General features: G+C 54.7%; 23 protein-coding genes and 4 tRNA genes. 16 read left to right on the forward strand and 11 right to left on the reverse strand.

Features of this window, described 5'->3' with window-relative positions; translation table 11 throughout:
* The first annotated feature begins 32 nt into the window (after positions 1-32).
* Positions 33-341, forward strand: coding sequence for a thiamine-binding protein (locus VJ369_RS04135; protein WP_324090859.1), 309 nt, complete (start codon positions 33-35; stop codon positions 339-341).
* A gap of 132 nt (positions 342-473) precedes the next feature.
* Here the strand turns inward: VJ369_RS04135 and VJ369_RS04140 are convergent, their stop codons facing one another.
* Positions 474-851 (reverse strand): hypothetical protein, encoded by a 378-nt coding sequence (locus tag VJ369_RS04140; RefSeq protein ID WP_324090860.1) that lies wholly within the window; start codon positions 849-851, stop codon positions 474-476.
* 141 nt (positions 852-992) lie between these two features.
* Here VJ369_RS04140 and VJ369_RS04145 point away from each other — a divergent pair, with 141 nt between their 5' ends.
* On the forward strand, positions 993-1,508 hold the full coding sequence (locus VJ369_RS04145) for a GNAT family N-acetyltransferase (protein WP_324090861.1): 516 nt from the start codon (positions 993-995) through the stop codon (positions 1,506-1,508).
* The gene (locus VJ369_RS04150; RefSeq protein ID WP_324090862.1) at positions 1,501-2,325 is read left to right on the forward strand and encodes a fused MFS/spermidine synthase; all 825 of its coding nucleotides are present in this window, start codon (positions 1,501-1,503) and stop codon (positions 2,323-2,325) included. The genes VJ369_RS04145 and VJ369_RS04150 overlap by 8 nt, the downstream gene beginning before the upstream one ends.
* Here the strand turns inward: VJ369_RS04150 and VJ369_RS04155 are convergent.
* Both VJ369_RS04155 and VJ369_RS04160 read right to left on the reverse strand, forming a co-directional pair.
* Positions 2,318-2,812 carry a DUF2087 domain-containing protein gene (locus tag VJ369_RS04155; protein WP_324090863.1) on the reverse strand — a complete coding sequence of 165 codons (495 nt, stop codon included), beginning with the start codon at positions 2,810-2,812 and terminating at the stop codon, positions 2,318-2,320. The genes VJ369_RS04150 and VJ369_RS04155 overlap by 8 nt on opposite strands.
* A 221-nt stretch (positions 2,813-3,033) precedes the next feature.
* The gene (locus VJ369_RS04160; RefSeq protein ID WP_324090864.1) at positions 3,034-4,482 is read right to left on the reverse strand and encodes an NCS2 family permease; all 1,449 of its coding nucleotides are present in this window, start codon (positions 4,480-4,482) and stop codon (positions 3,034-3,036) included.
* A 170-nt stretch (positions 4,483-4,652) separates the two neighbouring features.
* Here VJ369_RS04160 and VJ369_RS04165 point away from each other — a divergent pair, with 170 nt between their 5' ends.
* Positions 4,653-5,621, forward strand: a complete 969-nt coding sequence (locus VJ369_RS04165) for a universal stress protein (RefSeq protein WP_324090865.1) — start codon at positions 4,653-4,655, stop codon at positions 5,619-5,621.
* A gap of 150 nt (positions 5,622-5,771) precedes the next feature.
* Here the strand turns inward: VJ369_RS04165 and VJ369_RS04170 are convergent, their stop codons facing one another.
* Positions 5,772-7,514, reverse strand: coding sequence for an NlpC/P60 family protein (locus VJ369_RS04170; RefSeq protein WP_324090866.1), 1,743 nt, complete (start codon positions 7,512-7,514; stop codon positions 5,772-5,774).
* A 775-nt stretch (positions 7,515-8,289) separates the two neighbouring features.
* Entirely contained in the window at positions 8,290-8,661 is a 372-nt protein-coding gene (locus tag VJ369_RS04175) for a metallopeptidase family protein (protein ID WP_324090867.1), read from the reverse strand.
* A gap of 134 nt (positions 8,662-8,795) precedes the next feature.
* Between VJ369_RS04175 and VJ369_RS04180 the strand changes: the two genes are divergently transcribed.
* The 4 genes from VJ369_RS04180 to VJ369_RS04195 all read left to right on the forward strand — a co-directional run bounded on the left by VJ369_RS04180 (position 8,796) and on the right by VJ369_RS04195 (position 9,256).
* Positions 8,796-8,868: transfer RNA gene (locus tag VJ369_RS04180), tRNA-Glu, on the forward strand.
* A 56-nt stretch (positions 8,869-8,924) separates the two neighbouring features.
* Positions 8,925-8,998 (forward strand) — tRNA-Asp (locus VJ369_RS04185).
* Between the two features lie 49 nt (positions 8,999-9,047).
* Positions 9,048-9,120 (forward strand) — tRNA-Phe (locus tag VJ369_RS04190).
* Between the two features lie 59 nt (positions 9,121-9,179).
* Positions 9,180-9,256, forward strand: a tRNA-Asp gene (locus VJ369_RS04195).
* 89 nt (positions 9,257-9,345) lie between these two features.
* Here the strand turns inward: VJ369_RS04195 and VJ369_RS04200 are convergent.
* Together VJ369_RS04200 and VJ369_RS04205 are read right to left on the reverse strand one after the other, a co-directional pair.
* Positions 9,346-10,200, reverse strand: coding sequence for a hypothetical protein (locus VJ369_RS04200; protein WP_324090868.1), 855 nt, complete (start codon positions 10,198-10,200; stop codon positions 9,346-9,348).
* A gap of 2 nt (positions 10,201-10,202) precedes the next feature.
* Positions 10,203-11,003 carry an exodeoxyribonuclease III gene (locus VJ369_RS04205; RefSeq protein ID WP_324090869.1) on the reverse strand — a complete coding sequence of 267 codons (801 nt, stop codon included), beginning with the start codon at positions 11,001-11,003 and terminating at the stop codon, positions 10,203-10,205.
* A gap of 105 nt (positions 11,004-11,108) precedes the next feature.
* Here VJ369_RS04205 and VJ369_RS04210 point away from each other — a divergent pair, with 105 nt between their 5' ends.
* Together VJ369_RS04210 and mmsB are read left to right on the forward strand one after the other, a co-directional pair.
* Positions 11,109-12,161: a 3-hydroxyisobutyryl-CoA hydrolase gene (locus VJ369_RS04210; protein ID WP_324090870.1), complete on the forward strand. Its 1,053-nt coding sequence runs from the start codon at positions 11,109-11,111 to the stop codon at positions 12,159-12,161.
* Positions 12,158-13,054, forward strand: coding sequence for a 3-hydroxyisobutyrate dehydrogenase (gene mmsB, locus VJ369_RS04215; protein WP_324090871.1), 897 nt, complete (start codon positions 12,158-12,160; stop codon positions 13,052-13,054). The genes VJ369_RS04210 and mmsB overlap by 4 nt, the downstream gene beginning before the upstream one ends.
* Here the strand turns inward: mmsB and VJ369_RS04220 are convergent.
* Complete coding sequence (locus tag VJ369_RS04220) at positions 13,049-13,552, reverse strand: MarR family winged helix-turn-helix transcriptional regulator (protein ID WP_324090983.1); 504 nt, start codon at positions 13,550-13,552, stop codon at positions 13,049-13,051. The genes mmsB and VJ369_RS04220 overlap by 6 nt on opposite strands.
* 71 nt (positions 13,553-13,623) lie before the next feature.
* Between VJ369_RS04220 and VJ369_RS04225 the strand changes: the two genes are divergently transcribed.
* From VJ369_RS04225 to VJ369_RS04240, 4 genes are all read left to right on the forward strand, one after another.
* A complete protein-coding gene (locus VJ369_RS04225) occupies positions 13,624-14,766 on the forward strand; it encodes an acyl-CoA dehydrogenase family protein (RefSeq protein WP_324090872.1) in 1,143 nt (380 codons plus the stop codon).
* Positions 14,767-14,891: 125 nt separating this feature from the next.
* Positions 14,892-15,089, forward strand: coding sequence for a hypothetical protein (locus VJ369_RS04230; RefSeq protein WP_324090873.1), 198 nt, complete (start codon positions 14,892-14,894; stop codon positions 15,087-15,089).
* Complete coding sequence (locus VJ369_RS04235) at positions 15,086-15,523, forward strand: hypothetical protein (protein WP_324090874.1); 438 nt, start codon at positions 15,086-15,088, stop codon at positions 15,521-15,523. The genes VJ369_RS04230 and VJ369_RS04235 overlap by 4 nt, the downstream gene beginning before the upstream one ends.
* On the forward strand, positions 15,520-15,819 hold the full coding sequence (locus tag VJ369_RS04240) for a transcriptional regulator (RefSeq protein ID WP_324090875.1): 300 nt from the start codon (positions 15,520-15,522) through the stop codon (positions 15,817-15,819). The genes VJ369_RS04235 and VJ369_RS04240 overlap by 4 nt, the downstream gene beginning before the upstream one ends.
* A 4-nt stretch (positions 15,820-15,823) precedes the next feature.
* On the opposite strand, the gene nadE is transcribed toward VJ369_RS04240, so the two are convergent.
* Together nadE and VJ369_RS04250 are read right to left on the reverse strand one after the other, a co-directional pair.
* Positions 15,824-16,648 (reverse strand): ammonia-dependent NAD(+) synthetase, encoded by an 825-nt coding sequence (nadE, locus tag VJ369_RS04245; protein ID WP_324090876.1) that lies wholly within the window; start codon positions 16,646-16,648, stop codon positions 15,824-15,826.
* Positions 16,649-16,742: 94 nt separating this feature from the next.
* Complete coding sequence (locus tag VJ369_RS04250) at positions 16,743-17,177, reverse strand: MarR family winged helix-turn-helix transcriptional regulator (RefSeq protein ID WP_096256467.1); 435 nt, start codon at positions 17,175-17,177, stop codon at positions 16,743-16,745.
* A gap of 246 nt (positions 17,178-17,423) precedes the next feature.
* On the opposite strand from VJ369_RS04250, the gene pyrE reads away from it, so the two are divergent.
* Positions 17,424-17,981: an orotate phosphoribosyltransferase gene (gene pyrE, locus VJ369_RS04255; protein WP_324090877.1), complete on the forward strand. Its 558-nt coding sequence runs from the start codon at positions 17,424-17,426 to the stop codon at positions 17,979-17,981.
* Positions 17,982-18,051: 70 nt separating this feature from the next.
* On the opposite strand, the gene VJ369_RS04260 is transcribed toward pyrE, so the two are convergent.
* The gene (locus VJ369_RS04260; protein ID WP_414652615.1) at positions 18,052-19,125 is read right to left on the reverse strand and encodes a LacI family DNA-binding transcriptional regulator; all 1,074 of its coding nucleotides are present in this window, start codon (positions 19,123-19,125) and stop codon (positions 18,052-18,054) included.
* 202 nt (positions 19,126-19,327) lie between these two features.
* On the opposite strand from VJ369_RS04260, the gene VJ369_RS04265 reads away from it, so the two are divergent.
* Positions 19,328-20,629, forward strand: a complete 1,302-nt coding sequence (locus VJ369_RS04265) for an extracellular solute-binding protein (protein WP_324090878.1) — start codon at positions 19,328-19,330, stop codon at positions 20,627-20,629.
* Positions 20,630-20,632 lie beyond the last annotated feature (3 nt).

Consider the following 20,632-nt stretch of genomic DNA (forward strand, 5'->3'; position numbering starts at 1 on the left):
ACAAGCGTCGAGGTCGGTGGCACAGTTGAATCATGATTGTAGCTTTTTCAGTTGCCCCAAGCACCGACAACCCCGATGCCTCGGTCCATGAGGCCGTCGCCGAAGCGGTACGGATCGTGAGAGCCTCCGGGTTGCCGAACCGCACAAGTTCAATGTTTACCGAGCTCGAAGGCGAGTGGGATGAAGTCATGGCTGTCGTTAAGGCCGCCACAATGGCTGTGAGCAACCATGGTTCACGGGTTTCACTGGTGCTCAAAGCCGATATCCGCCCGGGATATACCGGTGAACTTGATGGAAAAATTCAGCGTCTCGAGCGCGCAATTGAAGATTCTGAAGCATAAATGGCATGATTCAAGATTCTGCAGAGCGGGAGCGCGCAGCAAACGGTGTTTATCCTAGATATCGTGATTTCCTGTTGGGCCAAAAAACATCCGTGCCAAATGATTGGGATGGACAGGGGTCGGCAGAGTGTTCTAACGCGAAATGGAGGTTGCGGTCTCTGCCGTCCCTGTCTCCTGAGGTGGAGACATAAACGGAGGGTAACGCCGCACGAGGAAATTCGTTGCAAAGCCACCGGCTAATGCCACGAGAGCTCCGAGCCACAGTGCATAATTTGTTTCGCGAAGTAGCCCTCCCAGAGTTGGGGCGAGCACCATGGGCAGAATATAGAACCAATGTTTGGCGGTGGTTGGCCCCCAAAGCCCTTCAAATTTTGCTAAGAGGCTAAAACTAACGATCAGTAGCAATGAACCGAAACAGATGATCCAAAAAGTCGGGGACAAACAGAAGACCAGCGTTAGACCAGTCACGACGCTGCCGCTGAAGGTCGCGAATTTCTCGTTACGATCCACCCGTGACCTTCCCTTCGCTTCGGACGTTTAAATAACTATCTACTTAGTTTTCCAAATTCCATCCGCCGTAGCAATAGTCCTTAAGTAGGAGGGCAGTGGTGCCTAGCGACGCGGTACCTCATGCTGACGTAATGTAGGAGCGTGCCACTTTTGAACGAATATCGAATCCGTCTGGCCCAGGAGCAAGATCTCCGGGCAGCTCTTGAAATGAAGTTGCAAGCTTGGCGTGAAGCCTACTCGTCTTTCCGTGATGAAGGATTTTTTGCTCACCATGAAAGCCAACTGGACCAGCAGCTTGCGTGGTGGGAACGTGGCTTGGCTGGGGGCGCGCAGTTCTGGATTGCCGAAACCGGGGACGGAAAAATTGTCGGCTTAGCAGGCGGAACCCCCACCATTGAAGAAGACCAAGATACCGGCGTCGATATTGAACTCGGCGTACTTTATGTGCTCAAAGAGTATTACGGCACCGGGCTCGCAGCCCATTTGATGGACACCGTGCTGTCACGGCGTGACGCGTTGGTCTGGGTGCTGGAAGGAAATGCGCGAGCAATAAACTTCTATACCAAACATGGTTTTGTTCCGGATGGAACTAGTGAAGAGCTGGTCGGATCTTGGGCAGGTCTTCGTGAGCAACGGATGGTGCGTAAACATGGCTAAGACCGAAAGTAATGTCATGGTCGGGAGCTACGAGATCGCTACCGGGCTTGCTGAAATTGAACCTGACCCTTACGGCGCTAACCGTTACATCTTGAAGGTCAACGGTGTGCCTTCTTCACATATTGATCTTGATGACCCGGGCTACCTGGATTTTGAATATATGCGTTGGATGGAACCTGTATTCACCATTGGTTTTCCCACCGAAGAATTTGACGGCCGAACACGTAAGCTTCGCGTGTTACACCTAGGCGGTGGTGGCTGCTCAATGGCTCGTTGGGTTGCAGCGACCTATGAGAACGCACGCCAAGTAGTTGTTGAACTCGATGCAAAACTTGCCGAATTGGTGCGTACTCGTTTCGATGTCCCCCGTGCACCCCTGGTCCGGCTACGTGTGGGTGATGCCGGGCAGGTGCTCCCTACGCTCAGTGACGACAGCCGGGACATCATCATCCGAGATGTATTCGCCGGCAGCATTACTCCGCGTGAGCTAACAACCGTGGGGTACGCCCTGGAAGCTCAGCGGGTACTGGATCAAGGTGGAGTTTACTTATTGAACTGCGGTGACTCCGCGGACCTTGCGGGAGCGCGAGCAGAAGCTGCCACGCTGCTTTCAGTATTTTCCCACGTGGCCATGATTGCCGATGCGCCAATGCTCAAGGGGCGCCGATACGGAAATATCGTGTTCCTAGCCAGCGACGAACCGTTAACACTCGGCGCGAGATTTGAACGAAATCTGCGAATTGCCCCGTTGCCAGCACAACTGGTCGCCGGTGCTGGGGTTACCAAATTTGCTGCGGGAGCCGCGCCAATTAGCTAACTGGCATTCGATAAGCGGTGCCGTCCGCATCGCGCTGGACCAAATTATGGTCCACCATGTAACGGCGCAGTAGTGCCACGTCCTCATGGATGACCGCTAAGCGCTCATTGAGCTGATTTTCCTTTAAAGATTCTTGGGCGGTCAGAACCTGATCTCGAATGTGGACCATCACTTCATGGCGGTCTGTAGGACGTGCCGGTAAGGCATTTAGCCGGGTGCCAGTAAAAAAGCGCAGTATTCCGGTGCGCTGGGTATTGGTTGCTGATGCAGCCGCCAGGGTGTCATTCAAAAGCTCTTCATTGAGTGTCCAACGCTGGTCTTCATCAACTAACAAGCCAATCTTGGCCCAACGACGTAGGTCCTTGAGGGTCTGGGTAGAACTACCGAGTTTGTCTCCTTCTCCGGCTAGGACCAAACCTAGTGTCTTGCGCATATTCGGGTTCTTTAATCCCGCAGCGATTTCGACCCACTTGCTGTGTTGCGACATGTTCTTCCTTCACCGTTCAGATCATCTGGACATTTCTCATGCTACCCAGTGTGATTCGCCGGGCGTAGAAATGACCGAATTTCAATTCACGGCAGTGGCACCGAAATACGGGAGAAGGCTGAGTCTGCGCGGTCTAAATGGTAAGCCAAGAACATGTTCTGGGCACAAAAAAATCGGCTCGGCCCGTGGAAACGAGCCGAGCCGATACGTAGTACTTTTACTTACATGCCGATGGCATGCTCGATCAGTCCGATGCCAAAGAAGAGCACGAAGGCTGCCGCGACAGCCCACATCAACGGATGGATCTCCTTCGCACGTCCCTGCGCTGTGCGGATGAAGACGTATGAGATGAAGCCTGCTCCAATGCCGTTGGCGATAGAGAAGGTGAAAGGCATCAGGATGAACGTGAGGAACGCTGGAAGTGCAATGCCCCAGTCGCTCCAGTCAATCTTGGAGACCTGCGAAACCATCATGAAGCCCACGACTACCAGGGCCGGTGCGACCGCTTCAAATGGAACAAGGTGGATCAGTGGGGTCAGGAACATTGCCACGATAAGCAGCAGTCCGGTAACCACGGAGGCTAGACCGGTACGTGCACCTTCGCCGATACCGGCGCCGGACTCCACAAAAATCTGAGCCGAGGAGCTCGAGGTGCCACCACCGACGATGGCGCCTGCGGCATCAACAAGCAGAACCTTGTCGACGTTCGGGATGTTGCCGTCCTTGTCCATTACGCCTGCTTCGGAGGCTAGACCCACCATGGTGCCCATGGCGTCGAAGAAGATCGATAGTAGGATCACGAAGGCCAGTAATGACGCGGCGGTGAAGCCCAATTTATCGAAGGCGCCAAAGAGATGGACCTGACCGATGAGACTCAGATCTGGCAGGGTCCAGCTTGGAAGTGAAGGAACAACCAGTGACCAGCTGTTCGTCTCCTGGTCGCCAACGTTGAAGACCGCTTCGAAAATATTCGCTAGCGCTGCGGCGGCAACAATCCCGATGAGAATGGCACCTTTAACCTTGCGAACTACCAGTGCCATGGTCAGCAGCAAACCAACTACGAAGACTACGATCGGCCAGCCCATGAGCTTGCCATCAAAGCCTAGACCCACCGGTACGGTGGTGTTTGCGGCATCTGGGATGCGCTGAACGAAGCCCGCATTGACCAGACCGATGAGTGCGATAAACATACCGATGCCGACCACGATGGCGGTCTTCAGCCCCGCGGGAACGGCCCGGAATACTGCCGTTCTAAAGCCGGTGAGGACCAGCAGGAACATGACGATACCGGCAACTACCACCAGACCCATGACATCTGCCCAGGTTAGTTCGGGATTTGTTGTCACCGTGATTGCTACGAAGGCGTTGACGCCCAGCCCGGTAGCCATGGCGAATGGGTGCCGGGCCCAGATGCCCATCAGGATGGTCAGGATGCCGGCAACAAAGGCGGTGACCGCGGCTACGCGTTGGATCCCGAGTTCACCACCGGAAGAGTCGACGCCGGAGAGCACCAGCGGGTTGAGGACAACAATGTAGCTCATCGCGAAGAACGTGGCGATGCCGCCTCGAACTTCGGTAGCAAAAGTTGAGCGGCGTTCCGAAATTTTGAAATATCGATCAACGCGCGCCGGGAAGGACGTCTCGGTCACAGTTTTGGTGGGGGAGGGCATAGTAAAAATTCTATGACGTTTTGGGCATGGAATCATACTGATCTCACAGCTGAGTAGGCTTAGCGTGAAATCATTAGACCCAACTCACACTGTGAGACAAGATTGGAAGTACATTGGTTGTAAGAGGGGTCACACCCAATGCCATCACAGGTCAATGAGGAGCGAGTCTGATGAGTGACGAAGCACCAGTCGGAACTGAAAAAATCGAAGGTATTGTCGTCGGTGCCGACGGGTCCCAGCAAAGTAAATGCGCTTTGCGGTGGGCCGAACGCGAAGCGGTTCGCCGTGGCAGCGTGTTAAATATCGTATCCGCCTACACAATTCCAGTTTTTGCTGCCTCGTCCATGGACGCAGGCTATTCAACTTTGGATGATGATTTAATCCGTGGCGGCGCCGAGGACATCGTGCGTCAGGCACGCGCAGAACTCGAAGGTAGCGAAGCTACGATCCGCACCTATATTGAGTCTGGAGACCCGTCAGGTGTTCTGCTGGACCTCAGTGCAGATGCCGAACTGGTAGTAGTTGGAACGCGTGGCCGAGGCGGTTTCGTGGGCCGGCTGCTGGGGTCGGTTTCGTCCGCATTGCCAGCGCACGCCAAATGCCCAACGGTTGTTGTGCCGTTATCTATGGCTAAAAAACAGGAACAGGCTCAGGAAGACGCTCCGGAACGCCAGACAATAGTTGTTGGTGTTGACGGATCAGAACGAGCTAGGTCTGCGGTACTAGCCGCAGCCGATGCGGCGCAAGCACGAAACCTCAAGCTTCGTGTGGTTTGCGCTGTTTCTCCGGTCTCCGCTGCGTTGGCTTGGATGCCAGCAACAGTTGATCAAGAAGCGGTACTTGAAGACGTCCGCTACCAGATGGACGTGGGCGAGCGCTGGATTAAGTCGCACTATCCAACCGTTGAAGTGGAAACCGATGTGATTTCAGGACCTCCGGTGGAGGTATTGATCCGCGAATCGGAGCATGCGGTACTTACCGTGACAGGCTCGCGTGGTCGAGGCGGCTTCGCCGGTATGCTGCTTGGCTCTACTAGCCAGGGAGTATTGCACCATTCAAAGGGGCCGGTCATGGTGGTACCAGACAGTGATGACCCTCGTTTGGCTGACCGAAAGAATTTCGACACTAACGCCGAATAAAAACCTTGTTGGCCCGGAAAGAGAAAATCTTTCCGGGCCAACTTCTTGCCATTAATTAATAGCTCGCTGGCTAGTTGACTAGCAACGGACAAGAAAAATGCTTCCGCAGTCGGGAGACTACGGAAGCATTTTCTGCGAAGGGGAGCGGGCTTAGTAGCGTGCTGCCTTCGAATGCAGGTTGTTGACCCAGCTCAGTGGGGTCGTCGAGATACCGGCACCTGGGTTACGAGCGTGAACTACTTGGCCGTTACCGATGTAGATAGCTACGTGGTAGAACGAAGCTCCACCATTGGAGGACGAGAACACTAAGTCACCCGGGCGTAGCTCGTTCAACGAAACATACTGCGGAGCGCTTGCGTACTGCTGGCTGGAACTACGTGGAAGGCTGATGCCAGATTGGGCGAACGCCTTCTTGGAGAAGCTGGAGCAGTCAAAAACATTTGGTCCGTTGGCGCCGAAGACATAACCTTTGCTCGGATCAGCAGCGGTTTTCAAAGCCCATGAGATCGCAGCAGAATAGTTGCTATTATTGCTCTCCTGCTTAGGCTCTTCCTTCTTCACCTCAGGTTCAGGCTTTGGCTTCGGAGTGACCTTAGGCTTTTCGGGAGCCTTTGGCTGAACCTTCTTTGGTTTTGGCTTCGGAGCTTCGATAACCTTTGGCTTTTCAGGAGCCTGTGGCATGACCTTTGGCTTCTCGGTTTCCTTAGGCTTTGGTTTAGCCTTTGGTTTCTGAGTTTCCTTAGGGGCCTGGGTTTCTTTTGGCTTTTGGGTTTCCTTCGGAGCCTGAGTTTCCTTAGGCTTCTCAGTTTCCTTTGGGGCCTGGGTTTCTTTTGGCTTTTGGGTTTCCTTCGGAGCCTGAGTTTCCTTAGGCTTTTCAGTTTCCTTCGGCTTCTCCGTTTGCTTCGGTTCGCTCTTCTCGAGCTCGATCACCTTCGGAGTTAAAGTTCTTAGCTTTGACTTGTCGCCATCTTCGGAATCAAGAGCTTCGAATTCCTGTGGAGTTTCTACAGCCAGTGGTTGCGCAGTGGCCAAGTCATCTTTCGAGACCGGCTCATCGGCCTGCGGAGTCTCGATGACTTCCTTTAGGGCCGCTTCCTGAGCTTTTTCTTCTTGCTCGGCGATCTGCTTACGAACGACTGCTTCTTCTTTTTCCTTGAGGACTGAAAGATGGCCAACAAGTTCGTCGCGAAGCTCCTTCTGAGGAGTGATCGACGATTCGTAGGTGTTCAGAGTGGAGGTAGCGGTAGTCGCAGCCTCGTCATAGTTCGCTGCAGCAGCCTTAGCGGCCTTCTGAGCGGTATCTGCGTACTCTTCCCAAGCGGTGACGAGGGCTTCGGCTTCAGAGGCCGTGTTGACCGTCTGGGAGCGATTCTCGCTCAGGGCGCTCATGGTGGCGGCCTTGTAGAAGATGTCGTTTGATTCATCATCCTGTAGCAGGATGCCAATGCTGGAGTTGCTGGCACCGTTGCGGTACATATCAGAAGCGATAGCACCAAGGTCATTGCGACTCTGGGCTAGGTACTGCTTCGCATATTTGACCTGCTCAACTGCTTTGTCAGCCTCGGCTGAACGCAAATCGCGTTCCTGCCCGGCAGTCAGCAACGATTCCTGTGCTTCCAGAGCGGCGGTCTCAACACGCTGTAGATCAGCACGGCTTGAAGCAAGCGATGCTTCGAGGCGGGCGATCATGTCGCTAGTTGCGTTCTTGTCCGACTTGGCAGCCGCTACCTCTGCTGCGGAGGGCAACGAGGTGTTTGACGGTGCAGCTGCGACCGAAATAGCCGTGGGAAACTTTGCCGACGGTGCGGCAGATGCCGGGACGGCGCCAGCAAGACATGAGACTGCTAGGGCCAGGGTGCACGCGGCAACGCCGAGCGAGTGGCGGTTCGCCATATCGTTCCTCACTAGATTCAGGTGATGACAGTTGGGAAAAGGACCAATCGTAATTTTTCGAGATCGAAATGTTGCAATTTGGTCAAGGTCCCAAATAGCACACTAGGCCAAAAAAGAGGTGCTTGGCAACACTAGTCACACCAGTCACAAGAATTACATCGATGGGATTTCTTCCCCTAATTTCGTAGTGATATGGGCGAAGGTGACTTAAAGGGCATGGTTTTAGCGTTTTTGGCGGGAAGTAAATGTCCTTTAAGTGCCCAGCTTGATGACGTTCGATTCGTTATCTTGACTGTGCGGCAATTCGAAAATGGTGGAACTGGGTCCACGTTCGTTACTTTGTGGCGCGATAGGCAAGTTGAGGACTGAAATGCGCTGTTATTGCATCCTTATGTAGGTATAGGCAGGCGAAAACGTTTTTGGCTTAGAAAAGTGCCAATTGAGCGTGATTTGCCAAGATGCTCAGTGGGCCTAACGGTTAAAGGGTGACGGAACCGGGAAGTGAAGATCGCTGCGCGGGAAAGCCGGCTTCGTCAGGATGAAGCTTTACCTGTCGCAGACTAAGCATGTGCATGCAGCGCATTCATGGCGCGATGCGCTTTAGTCGCAGATAAATAAAATATCGGCATGCCGGCCCTGAATCATCGACAGAGGTCGGTTTTCCACCCATCGGCGCTGAGGCCAACAAGAAGAGAAACGTTGGCAAGACAAATTCTGCGGCAATTTGAGCAGAATTCGTGACGCACATCTCAATATAAGTTTTTACGAAATTTTGCTATCCCCAGCCCAAATCGTGCAATTTATCGTCGTCGATTCCGAAGTGGTGCGCCACTTCATGCATGACTGTAATGCGCACTTCGCGGATGACATCTTCTCGTGTTTCGCAGGCTCTTAGGGTCGGGTTTTTGAAAATTGTAATCCGGTCTGGCAAGGCACCTGAGGCCCAATCGAGATCACGTTCAGTGAGCGCGATACCCTCATATAAGCCCAGAATCTCGGTGTTTTTTGGTTCCCCGGGAAGTGGCTCATATTCGTCTTCGATAAAGAAGATGACGTTGTCCATCATGTCGATAGCGCTCTGCGGAATGCTGTCGACAGCCGACTGGACCAGGTCGTCAAACTCGTCGTCACTCATCTCCAAATTCATATTTCAACCCTACTGTTCAGCGTCGCTTTGAGCTCGAAAAAACTGCCCCGAAGGCCGATTTTGCAAAAGGTAAAAAGGCCACGTATAGTTGTTGAAGTCCGCTACGGAGACGCAAGAAACCGAAGCAGATATAGGCCCCCATCGTCTAGCGGCCTAGGACACTGCCCTTTCACGGCAGCGGCACGGGTTCGAATCCCGTTGGGGGTACAAACAGCCAACTTGTTGGTTGTCAGATGAAGAAATTCATTGGCTTGCGAAAGCAAGGCCCTGTAGCGCAGTTGGTTAGCGCGCCGCCCTGTCACGGCGGAGGTCGCGGGTTCAAGTCCCGTCAGGGTCGCTCGGTTTATTGTTTAGACAATAAATCTGGTGTCCACTTAGTGGTGCCAGGCTCTGTAGCTCAGTTGGTAGAGCGTTCGACTGAAAATCGAAAGGTCACCGGATCGACGCCGGTCGGAGCCACGTAGCCCTCGGTTTACCGAGGGCTTTACTATGTGATTTGAAAGTTATTCAAAATGCATGGCCCTGTAGCGCAGTTGGTTAGCGCGCCGCCCTGTCACGGCGGAGGTCGCGGGTTCAAGTCCCGTCAGGGTCGCCAACAAAAAAAGCTCCGGTTTTCCGGAGCTTTTTACTTTAAGGAACTTCTCGATCTGACAAGGTTGAGTTGCAGTGTTGGGTTTCGAGCTTTTAGTTAGCCCGTCCCAGGTGACGAGGACCCAACCAGCGATTAGTCAGCCGGCGGTAGGCGGCTGCAGCAGTGGAGAAGTCGCCATCCTCTATGGCTTGGATTCCGTGCATCAAATCATTGGCCGACTCATCTGGCCACACAATTTCAGCAAGTAATCCATAATCTAGCTCGATGACTGAACGCCTATCGAAGGATTCTAGCCAGGTTCCTAGAGCTCCAAGTTCTTCAAATAGCGGAGCCTGCGGAGCATAGGTCACTAGTGTCTGAACTGCCCAGGCAAGGCGTTCTACGGCCTGCTCAAAAGGTACGATGAGGCGCACCGTTATGAGACGGTCGTCTTGATGGATCTGCTCGAACTCATCATCTTCGCGGAAGAGTGCAAACCAGCTCAATGGGATTCCCCACGTTGAAGTGCGGGTATGTAAATGCGTCAGGTCTGCTGCAAGTTGTTCTGGAGTCACTCGCTCGGCATTAGCGCTGCGCGCCGCCGGCGGTACAAGAAGATCAAAGACTTCAGACCGGATCGCTTCCTCGGCTTGTTCTGCTGCTAAAAGGCTCCGCGCCTTTAGCTGCCCAGGGCAGTAGCGAGTGTGCTCGTTGCCCTCATAGTCAAGAACCTTTAGCGAGCGAAAATGCTCAGTCTCGTTATGCGGGAACGGGTCTGAGACGTCTCGTAGCGTGCGCTCCCAGAGGTTCTGATTTTCATAATTATCCCAATGACTCGCACTGCGTTGTCCGGTGCGAAGAATAATTGATTGGGCCCAATCTTCGAAGGTGTCCAAGGGCTCGTAGACGCGCAGATGCGCGGTGGCGGCTGTAAGCTCTTCGAGGGGCCCAATCAATTTTTTTGTCATCGTTAGTCGTTCAACTCCACAATGACTGGTGCGTGGTCGCTAGCACCTTTACCCTTACGTTCTTCGCGGTCGATAGTTGCGCCAACTACGCGCTCGGTCAGCGCGGGGGAGGTCAGAGCAAAGTCGATTCGCATGCCCTCACCCTTTGGGAAGCGCAGCTGAGTGTAATCCCAGTAGGTGTATTCACCTTCGGTATACGGGCGCACCACATCTGAAAAACCAGCATTTTCAAAAGCAGTGAAAGCTGCTCGCTCGGGGGCAGAGACATGAGTTAGCTGGTTGTCCAAGAAAAATTGGATGTCCCAGACATCTTCATCCTTCGGTGCAATATTCCAGTCACCGAGCAGCGCGATTTGAGCTTGCGGGTCAGCGGCGAGCCACTGAGCGGAATTTTCCTTCAGGCCTTCGAGCCAGTTGAGCTTATAGCCCATGTGTTCGTCATCTAGAGCGCGTCCATTTGGTACGTACAAACTCCACACGCGGACCCCGCCGCAAGTGGCAGCGATGGCCCGCGGCTCTTGGATGGGATCTTTCCCACCTTTACCAAATTCGGGCTGATTGGGAAATGTACGTTGCACGTCGTCAAGTCCCACGCGGGAGGCGATAGCTACGCCATTCCACTGGTTGACGCCAAAATGCGCCACCTCGTAATCGTTATTCTCGAAAAGTTCCCAAGGGAAGTTATCGTCTTTACATTTCGTTTCCTGAATTGCCAGGACATCAACGTCGGATCGGCGCAGCCAGTCTTCGACGCGGTCAGCCCGGGCGCGCAGGGAGTTCACATTCCAGGTTGCAATCTTCACTAGTTCAACCTATCAAGTTTGCTGTCATGCGCCACTTCAATTTACTTGGAAGTCCGAGTATATTCGACAGTGAACTGTGACAGCGATCACCGAGGGGTGGGTATTTTGACCGACATTCTGACCGTACGCCGGGGACATTTGGGACTCATCACTCTGAACCGGCCAGCCGCGCTTAACGCACTGACCACCCGGATGTGCCGGGAGATGCTTCATGCGTTGCTTGCATGGCGTGAAGATCCGCAGGTGCGCCATGTGGCGATCACCGGGGCAGGAGAACGAGGCTTGTGTGCCGGGGGAGACATCGTGGCTATTTACCGCGATATTTTGAACCGCGACGGATCCACCGAAGAGTTCTGGCGTATTGAATATCAGCTCAACGTGCTCATAGATGAGTATCCCAAGCCCTTTGTGGCACTCATGGACGGGATTGTTCTCGGTGGAGGCATTGGAGTATCGGCCCACGGTAGCCACCGCATTGTGACCGAAACAAGTCGTTGCGGTATGCCTGAGGTGGGAATCGGATTTTTCCCCGATGTCGGAGGTACTCATCTGCTTGCTCAGGGGGACATGTCTGCAGGGCGTCTTGCAGCGCTGACGGGATTGAAATTTCAGGCCGCGGATACGATAGCTCTAGGTCTGGCCGACACCTACGTACTCCAAGAAAATTTGGCCCAGCTCTTGACGGAGTTGGAGGCCACTGACGTCGAGGACGTTATTGCTCGATATAAGTCCGAGCCAGAACCAGGCATGCTCGATGGTCAATGGGTAAAAGCCTTCGCTGAGCCGAGCGTCCCCGGAATTCTCGCGGCGCTAAATGCCAGCGATCAGACGCAGAGCCGCATTGCGGCCAAGGCGCTTCGTGCGGCCTGCCCGAGCTCGGTTCGGCTCGTTAATCAGCTGTTATCCAATGCTGGAGATGACCTACGTGAAGACCTGCGCCGAGAATTCAGGGCAGCCGTCAACCGCCTAGATGATCCTGACTTCGCCGAAGGAATCCGGGCGGCGGTCATTGACAAGGACCGCAACCCACGGTGGCGCGAGCAGGTGGGAGATCTGACTTCGGCTCAGCGCACGGCTCGCCACTTTGCTCCATTACCGGGAGCAGAACTGAATTTTGCACTGTTGGAGCAGGGGATACGAGAGAAGAGCGGAAAATGAACGAGAAGCCAGTCATTGGATTTCTAGGTCTAGGCCATATGGGTCTGCCTATGGCAATTAATTTACATCGCGCAGGCTATCGATTAAAGGCTTTTGATGTTGTTCCGGCCGCGCTTGAGGCCGCACAGGCTGCTGGCATAGAAACCGTGCCGGCTGGCGCCGATGCCGCCCAGGACGTCGATATAGTGCTCACCATGTTCCCTACCGGTCAGCATGTGTTAGATGCTTACCGGGGGTACCTGCTGGATGCGGCCAAGGATAATACGCTGTTCTTGGAATGCTCCACCATTGACGTAGCCCAAGCTCGGGAAGCGGCGCAGCTTGCCGTGGACGCCGGCCACCGCAGTGCAGATGCACCGGTGTCCGGGGGAGTTGTCGGAGCCGAAGCGGGAAGCCTGACTTTCATGCTTGGTGCAGATCAGTCAGACTTGGCGCAGATCAGCCCGGTGCTTGAAGTAATGGGTAAAAAAATCGTGCACTGCGGCGGGCACGGAGCAGGTCAAGCTGCCAAGGTCTGCAACAACATGCTCTTAGGAATTTCAATGATCGGCGCTGCGGAGGCCTTCGTCCTGGGTGAGCGCTTGGGGTTGGAGCATCAAGCATTGTATGACGTGATCTCCTCGGCCTCGGGGCAATGCTGGGCAGTAACTACCAACTGTCCGGTACCGGGGCCCGTCCCCACGTCGCCGGCTAATCGTGACTATCAGCCTGGGTTTGCCGCAGCCTTGATGGCCAAAGATCTTGGGCTGGCATCCAGTGCTTTAGACAATACGCAGACCGATGCCAAGCTCGGAAGTCTCGCAGCGGCCCTCTATCGGAAATTCAGTGACGAGGGCCATGCCGGCACGGACTTCTCGGGTGTTATCAATGCGATCCGCGACGGGTCATTATAAAAAATCCCCGGAGGCGCGACGGAAGCGGGAGAGAATTTCGAAAAGTTCCGACGCGTCTTTTGGGGCCAAGTTGCTTTGGGCGAAGAGCATCTTGTTAAGGTCCACCCGGGCTGCGTTGAGCACTTCTAAACCTTGAGGATTTAGCTCTAAAAGCCTGGTTCGCCCATCGGTGGGATGCGCAATGCGTTGCACTAAGCCGGTGGCTTCAAGACGATCTACGGAATTGGTCAGGCTAGTTGCATGAACCTGAAGTAGTTCGCTGGCGCGACTCATGGGAAGCGAACCGCGCTTGGAAAACCCAAGTAAGGCAAGCACCTCAAAGCGCGCAAAGGTGAGCCCGTGCGGTTTGAGGACCGCATCGGCTCGCTGCAAATAGATCGACGCGGTGCGCATTACCGCGGTGATCGCCGCCATGGCATCGGCTTCGGAAGCCCAGCCATGGGAAACCCACTGTTCTCGAGCCTCGGCAATCGGGTCGCGTGGCAACGGAGAATTCAACATTTACCCCCTGAAGAAGTCTTAGTCCAACAATATACTTGGACTTCCAAGGGTTTGGAAGGAGAAAACTGATGGACCTATTGGGTGTGGCACACCAACTGCGCGAGGCCGATCAAAAACGACTAAATCAAGTGCGTGAATTCCTACAGGAAAATATTCGCCGGCAGTCGATTGAATTCTGGAATCGCGAGGAATTTCCTGCAGAACTTATCCAGGGGTTAGCAGGTCAAGGGCTAGCCGGGCTGCAGCTAGACGGCTCCTCGCATCTTTTGCGCGGGCTGCTTCATACGGAAATCGCGCGTGCAGACGTTTCACTGTCATCGATTGTTGGTATTCACAACGAGCTGGTGGTGGGCATGATTGACTCTCTCGGATCTGCCGAACAGCGTGAATTCTGGCTCCCGAAACTTACCAACTTTCAAGCTTTTGGCGCATTCGCCTTGACCGAGCCTGACCATGGCTCGGATATCGCCGGTGGCATACACACCACGGTGACCCGTGAAGGTGAGGAATATGTGCTCAGCGGCGCCAAGCGTTGGATAGGCATGGGAACTCTTGCCGATTTCGCGTTAATCTGGGCAAAATGCCCTGACAGCGGTGCGGTTGGGGCATTTCTCGTAGAGAGCGACCGTCCTGGTTACAGCGCTACAAAAATTGAGAACAAGATTGGCCTGCGCATTATGCAGAATGCCGACATTGTCATGGATAACGTACGGATTCCCTTAGAAAACAAGCTTCCTGGTGCGGTCGACTTCGCTTCGGCCAACGCCTTGCTGATGCAATCCCGTGCATGGGTCGGGTGGCAAGCGGTCGGATCGATGTTAGCAACTTTAGATATTTGTCGTGCCTATGCGAAGGAACGTCAGCAATTCGGCCAACCCATTGCTGCTTTTCAACTGGTGCAAGAACCTTTGGCTGAGATAGCGGGCAACGCTACGGCTTGCCTGTCGATGATGGTGGATGTTGCGCGCAAGCAAGAACGCGGTGAACTGGAAATGGTTGATGCCGCGTTGGCGAAGTCGACTGCTACGCGGCTGGCTCGACGCTCGGCTTCTCTGGGCCGGGCATTGCTGGGCGGCAATGGCGTTGTGACCGACTACGAGATGGCTAAAGTCTTCTGCGATGTTGAAATCATCCATACCTACGAGGGAACTTATGAGATCAATTCATTGATTGTCGGGCGAGCATTGACCGGGATGAGCGCCTTCGTCTAACTCACAAATGTGGTGTTGGGTTGGCTAGCTGGTGGGGTTTCAAAAGATTTTCATGAAAGTACTTTCCAATATGGAAAGTACTTGTTAGTCTTGATGTACAAGCCCCACCAGCAACGGAGAAGACAATGTTTGTTTCAAAGAAATTTTGGTTCATCGCCCTATGGTCCGTCATGACCCTCGGATGCCTGTTCATGGCAGTGTCCGGAATGGCCACGGACGCTCCAGCATTGGTTATTGCGGGGACTTCAGGGTTCGCAGCCATTGGCGCTTCAATCAGCACCTACGTTCAGCAGCAGAAGAAAAACCGTAAGGCTCTGGCATGAACCGCGAACCAGAACTCAGCGCGGCGGAACAACTAGCCGCTTTCGAAAATGCGCAACGTGAGATGACCCCGGTGGCCAAACGAGGTGCCAAGCAATTAGGAATGCTCTGCGTGTCCCTTGGGCTAGTGCTCGGCACGCTGCACGGGTTGCTTCATGTGTATCACCCCGAACGTAGCCTGACCGCATTCTTTGTCCTTGTCGGAGCCGCCATACTGGCAATCTTCGCTTTGAGCCTTGGCTATCTCAAGGTCCGCAGTGTGCTTCCTCGCGGAATGAGTAAGGCATATTTGCTGAGCCTATTTGCCAGCTTCGGTATTTACGCAGTGACACTTACCCTGATCACCACGCCGATGGCGGCATTTCTCGTCGTATTGCTCGGCCTTGCGGTTGCGCTACCGTTGCTTCTCGGCGGTGTTTGGATGATGAAACGATGAGTGAGCACCCACGCACCCAGATGAACGATGACTTCACTAACCCCGTGCGCTTGTCCTTAATGGCTGCACTGCAGGGAGTAGATGAAATTGATTTTAAGACTCTGCGTGAGACTCTCGGAGTCTCCGACTCGGTCCTTTCCCGACATATCACGGGCCTTGAAGAAAAAAGTTACCTCAAAGTCCGCAAAGGTTTTGTCGGTAAACGCCCGCGCACCTGGGTTAAACTTTCTGCGCACGGACGCTCCAGCCTCACCGAGCATATTCAAGCGTTGCGAGTTATCACCAGCGGACTGTAACCGGCTACGACTGCCACCAGGTATCGCGGTTGGTAGCCGGAACGGCGCGTTTGTGGCGCGAACCCAAGAATCGGGACTCTATCGCTTCTGCCGCCGCGGAATCTACCTCCCGGCCTTCAAGGTAGTCGTCAATTTTGGCGTATGTCAGGCCGAGCTCGTCTTCATCACTACGTAGCGGCTGCCCTTCTAATAGGTCAGCGGTTGGCTCCTTAGCCCAGAGTAATTCGGGAGCATCCAACTGACGCAACAATGCCTGATTCTGGCGTTTGTTTAACCCGGCTAGCGGCAGCAAGTCTGCTCCACCATCACCAAATTTAGTGAAAAATCCGGTCACGGACTCGGCGGCATGGTCGGTTCCGAGCACCAGGAAGCGGCGGTCGCCGGCTAAGGCATACTGGACAATCATGCGCATCCGGGCCTTGGCGTTACCCCGGTTGAAATCGGTCAGCCGAGGGTGTCCGGCATCGTCTAATGCCGCATCCAATGCACTGACCGGCTTTTCGATGTTGACCTCAAATTCTTCATCGGCGGCGATAAAAGCCATAGCTTTCATCGCGTCGTCGGCATCGCTTTGCACGCCATGAGGCAACCGAACCGCAATAAAGCGTGCTTCTCCACCGGCCGCACGAATTTCCTGGACAGCTAATTGCGCCAAGCGGCCAGCCAGGGTGGAATCGATTCCTCCAGAAATACCCAGTACGAAGCCTCTGGCTCCCGTCGCGGCTAGATAGTCCTTCAGGAATCCCACGCGGCGGGTGATCTCCTGTGTAGGAATGATTTCAGGCATAACGCCTAGTTCTTCAATGATCTCTGCTTGCAGTTCACGCATGCCTACCATCCTAGGCAAGAGAACAAGGAGCTTGGGCTTTTAACCGGAGTCGGAACAGAAAGTTAATCTGTATTCAACATTTGATGATTCGCCATTAATCGGTTTCGGCGTCACTCCAGCCAAAGTTCCGCGCCATCTGCTCCAGCGAGCTCACGGTCGTGGCATATTCCTCTTCGGTTAGTCCTTCGCCGAACTGTGAGCGGATCCGGTCCACCAGTTCGCTGAGCTTCACCAGTGAAACATGACCGCGTTCGGTAATTGTGTATTCACCGTCTAGGTGTGAAATCCAGCCGGATTCAACCAATTCTGCCAAATGCTCGGTGACGTTTTGAGGTTCATCCGGCGAGGCAAAAAATGGAGAAAGGCCGGAAATAAGTTTGGCTTCGGACGCCGGGTTTTGCTCCAACAGGTTTAACACCTGCCACTGCCGGCGGGTAACGCCGTGTTCTTCTAAGGTCGCTGCAAACTGCTCGTCAATCAGCGAATCTACCAATTTCAACCAGAAACCCAAGGGGCGAGTCGCGTTCATGATCCCACCTTATCCGGGAGTTCCCGCTGGGGCTAGGGTCTATTTTTACTCAGTTACACCAACTCAATTACGGTTCGCCGAAATCAGCCTGTGTCTAAGTCCGGCGCTAGAAAAAGTGCCTAGATGAGTCAGCCATGCCGCGGTGGCTCATCACGCGGGGACGACTGGGGGTAACGTGCTGGAGGAAGCGTCACATGGGATGTCGATTGCGACGCCCGGCATGCGCAGGCGACTAGAATTATGTCCATGAGCGAAACCGGCGCCCGTGAGCGACTAAAAGAACTGATCCAAGAACTTGCCATCGTACGTGGCAAGGTGACTCTGTCTTCCGGGAAGGAAGCGGACTACTACATCGATCTGCGTCGGGTCTCCTTGCAACAGGAGGCTTCCGGGCTGATTGGTGAGGTTATGTTAGACCTGCTCGACGAGGCAAAGCTTGAATTCACCAACGTCGGTGGCTTGACCATGGGAGCGGATCCGGTAGGAACCGCAATCATGCATACCGCCCGCAATCAGGGACGTAAACTCGACGCGTTCGTGGTGCGCAAGGCACAGAAGTCCTACGGCATGGGCCGTCAGGTTGAAGGCCCCAGCGTTGATGGCCAGGACGTGATCGTGCTGGAAGATACGTCAACCACCGGCGGATCCGCGTTAACCGCCGTTGAGGGTGTACGCAAGGCCGGCGGAAACGTCGTGGCCGTCGCGGTAATCGTTGACCGTGACACCGGAGCGAAAGAGCGTATCGAAGCCGAAGCTGGCGTGCCTTACCTGTTCGCCTATGGGAAGACCGAGCTGGGGCTCTAAAGCCTACTAATCATCCGGCCTCGTCCGAAGCTCACCAGCTTTGGGCGAGGCCAGACGTTTAATATCGAGTCTAGAGTTGCGGCGCACTCGCCGTCGACTCACGTGGGACCAGGGATGCGGGCATCTGCGCGGGTTGCGTGACTTCTTCGCCAGCCAACATGCTCAACAGCAAGGTCACCGCGGCAGCTCCCATCTCATGCATAGGCTGTCGTACCGTGCTCAGTGTGGGCTTTGATTGGGCTGCCTCGGGAATATCGTCAAAACCGATGACCGACAAATCCTTGGGAACATTTAGTCCCGAACTTTTGGCCGTTTCAATAGCCGAAAGTGCCGAGAGGTCATTGGCGGCAAAGATTGCGGTGGGAGGTTGCGGAAGCTTCAATAAATCGGTGGTGGCTATTGCCGCCAAGTCCCGTTGGTAGTCGCCATCATGGACCAGTTGTGGGTCGTAGGATATTCCCGCATCCTGGAGTGCTTGGCGGTAGCCGGACTCACGTAAGTGTGCAGATTTAAGGTCTGAACGTCCTCTGATATGACCAATGCGTCGGTGTCCCAGGGAGATCAGATGTTCGGTTGCAGTTTTGGCTCCGCCGAAATTATCTACATCGATGGCCGCCGGACCGCTCGTGCCGGCGTGCGGGTCAATGGCAATAACCGGAACCGAGCTATGCGGGATCTCTACGGTGGGGGTGACGATAATGACGCCGTCGATGAGGGTCCCGCCGAGCCGGGACAGTGAGCGGTGTTCCCAGCCGGCTCGGCCGCCCGGAGCGAGGTTGCCAGCGTAAGCCATGAGGTCGTACTGGGTGCCGCGAAGTGTTGCCGAAATTCCGTTCAGTAATTCCAATGCGAAGGGCTCAAATTCTGCGACCAAGATCCCGATGATGTTAGTTCGGCTGCTGCGCAAGGACGAGGCCACAAGAGAAGTTTCATAGCCCAGCTCGGCGATGACCTGCAGGACGCGCTCCATAGTGCGCGGTGCTACGCCATATCGGGCGTTGACTACTTTGGACACGGTGGAGACAGACACCCCGGCCGCCTGCGCCACATCATTGATGGTCACGCGGTTCGCTGTACTTTGAGACAGGGCAGAGCCAGGCGGTTGTTCATGGGTGCCGGAGACTTCAGCCGATGGGGTTATCACTCGGCCTACGCTACCTCACGTTGAGCCGTGATTCCCACTAGGAAACTCAGTCTGAGGTTATAAAAACTTATATTTCGACATCGTTTTCGAAATCGTTATCGAAAACGATTGACATGACTTGCATCACGGTGACATTCTTGGGTGAGCCAGACCGTCCGACACCGCGTGGAGCGGGTCACCCAACACACTTGAGGAGTCCACTATGGAGCTTGGAAAAAGAGGATTAGGAATTCTTGCGTTGCTCGCAAGCACCGCACTGTTGGCCAGCGGATGTTCGGGCGGAGCGGGGACCAGCGGCGCCGCCGCTGCCGGCGAAGACAAGACCATCACCTGGTGGCACAACTCCAATAATGGTGAAGGAAAGGCCTACTACGAGAAGGTGGCCGACGACTTCGAAGCCGCTCATGAGGGAGTAACCGTTGAGGTCAGCGCGATGCAGCACGAAGACATGCTTACCAAGCTCGATGCAGCATTCCAAAGTGGTGATGCTCCGGATGTCTACATGGAACGCGGCGGCGGTGAGCTGGCGGACCATGTTGAAGCAGGCCTGACCCGTGACCTCAGCGAGCTGGCCACGGACGAGATTTCCATGATTGGTGGAAACATTGCCGGCTGGCAGGTCGACGGGAAAACCTACGCACTGCCATACTCGGTGGGCCTGGCCGGATTCTGGTACAACAAGGCACTGTTCAAAGAAGCGGGCATTTCTGACCCACCACAGACCATGGATGAATGGATGGACGCGGTCAAGAAGCTGAAGGCAGCGGGAATTGATCCGGTATCGGTCGGTGCAGGAGATAAGTGGCCGGCCGCCCACTACTGGTATTACTCGGTACTTCGTGAATGCTCCCAAGAGGTACTCAACGCGTCGGTCAAGAACCTGGAATTTGATGATCAGTGCTTCGTCACGGCCGGTGAAGATGTCAAAAAAGTCATTGATGCCGAGCCTTTTAATCCCGGATTCCTTTCCACCCCGGCACAGTCCGGTCCAACCTCTGCCTCAGGCCTGCTAGCTACCGAACGAGTAGCCATGGAATTGGCGGGCCACTGGGAACCTGGCATTATGCAGGGACTCACCGAGGACGGTAAAGGTCTGGGAGATGACACCGGATGGTTCCCATTCCCAACGATTGATGGTGGTGCCGGGGCACAGGATGCACAGCTTGGCGGTGGCGACGCATGGGGTGTTTCGCAGAATGCTCCGGACGAAGCAGTCGACTTCGTCAAGTACCTGCTCTCGGATGGCGTGCAGCAAGGTTTCGCGAAGCTGGATATGGGACTGCCTACTAACCCGGCGGCCAATGACTCCGTGGCAGATCCGGCCCTCGCCTCGCTGCTCAAAGCCCGCGATGAATCCCCCTACGTTCAGCTGTACTTCGACACCGCCTTCGGCGCTTCCATTGGTGGAGCGATGAATGACGAAATCGCGTTGCTCTTTGCCGGACAGTCCTCACCAGCAGACATCGTCGCTAAGAGCCAAGACGCCGCAAATATGGAGAAGTGATTC

Source organism: Glutamicibacter sp., from assembly GCF_035257265.1.
Classification (GTDB): domain Bacteria; phylum Actinomycetota; class Actinomycetes; order Actinomycetales; family Micrococcaceae; genus Glutamicibacter.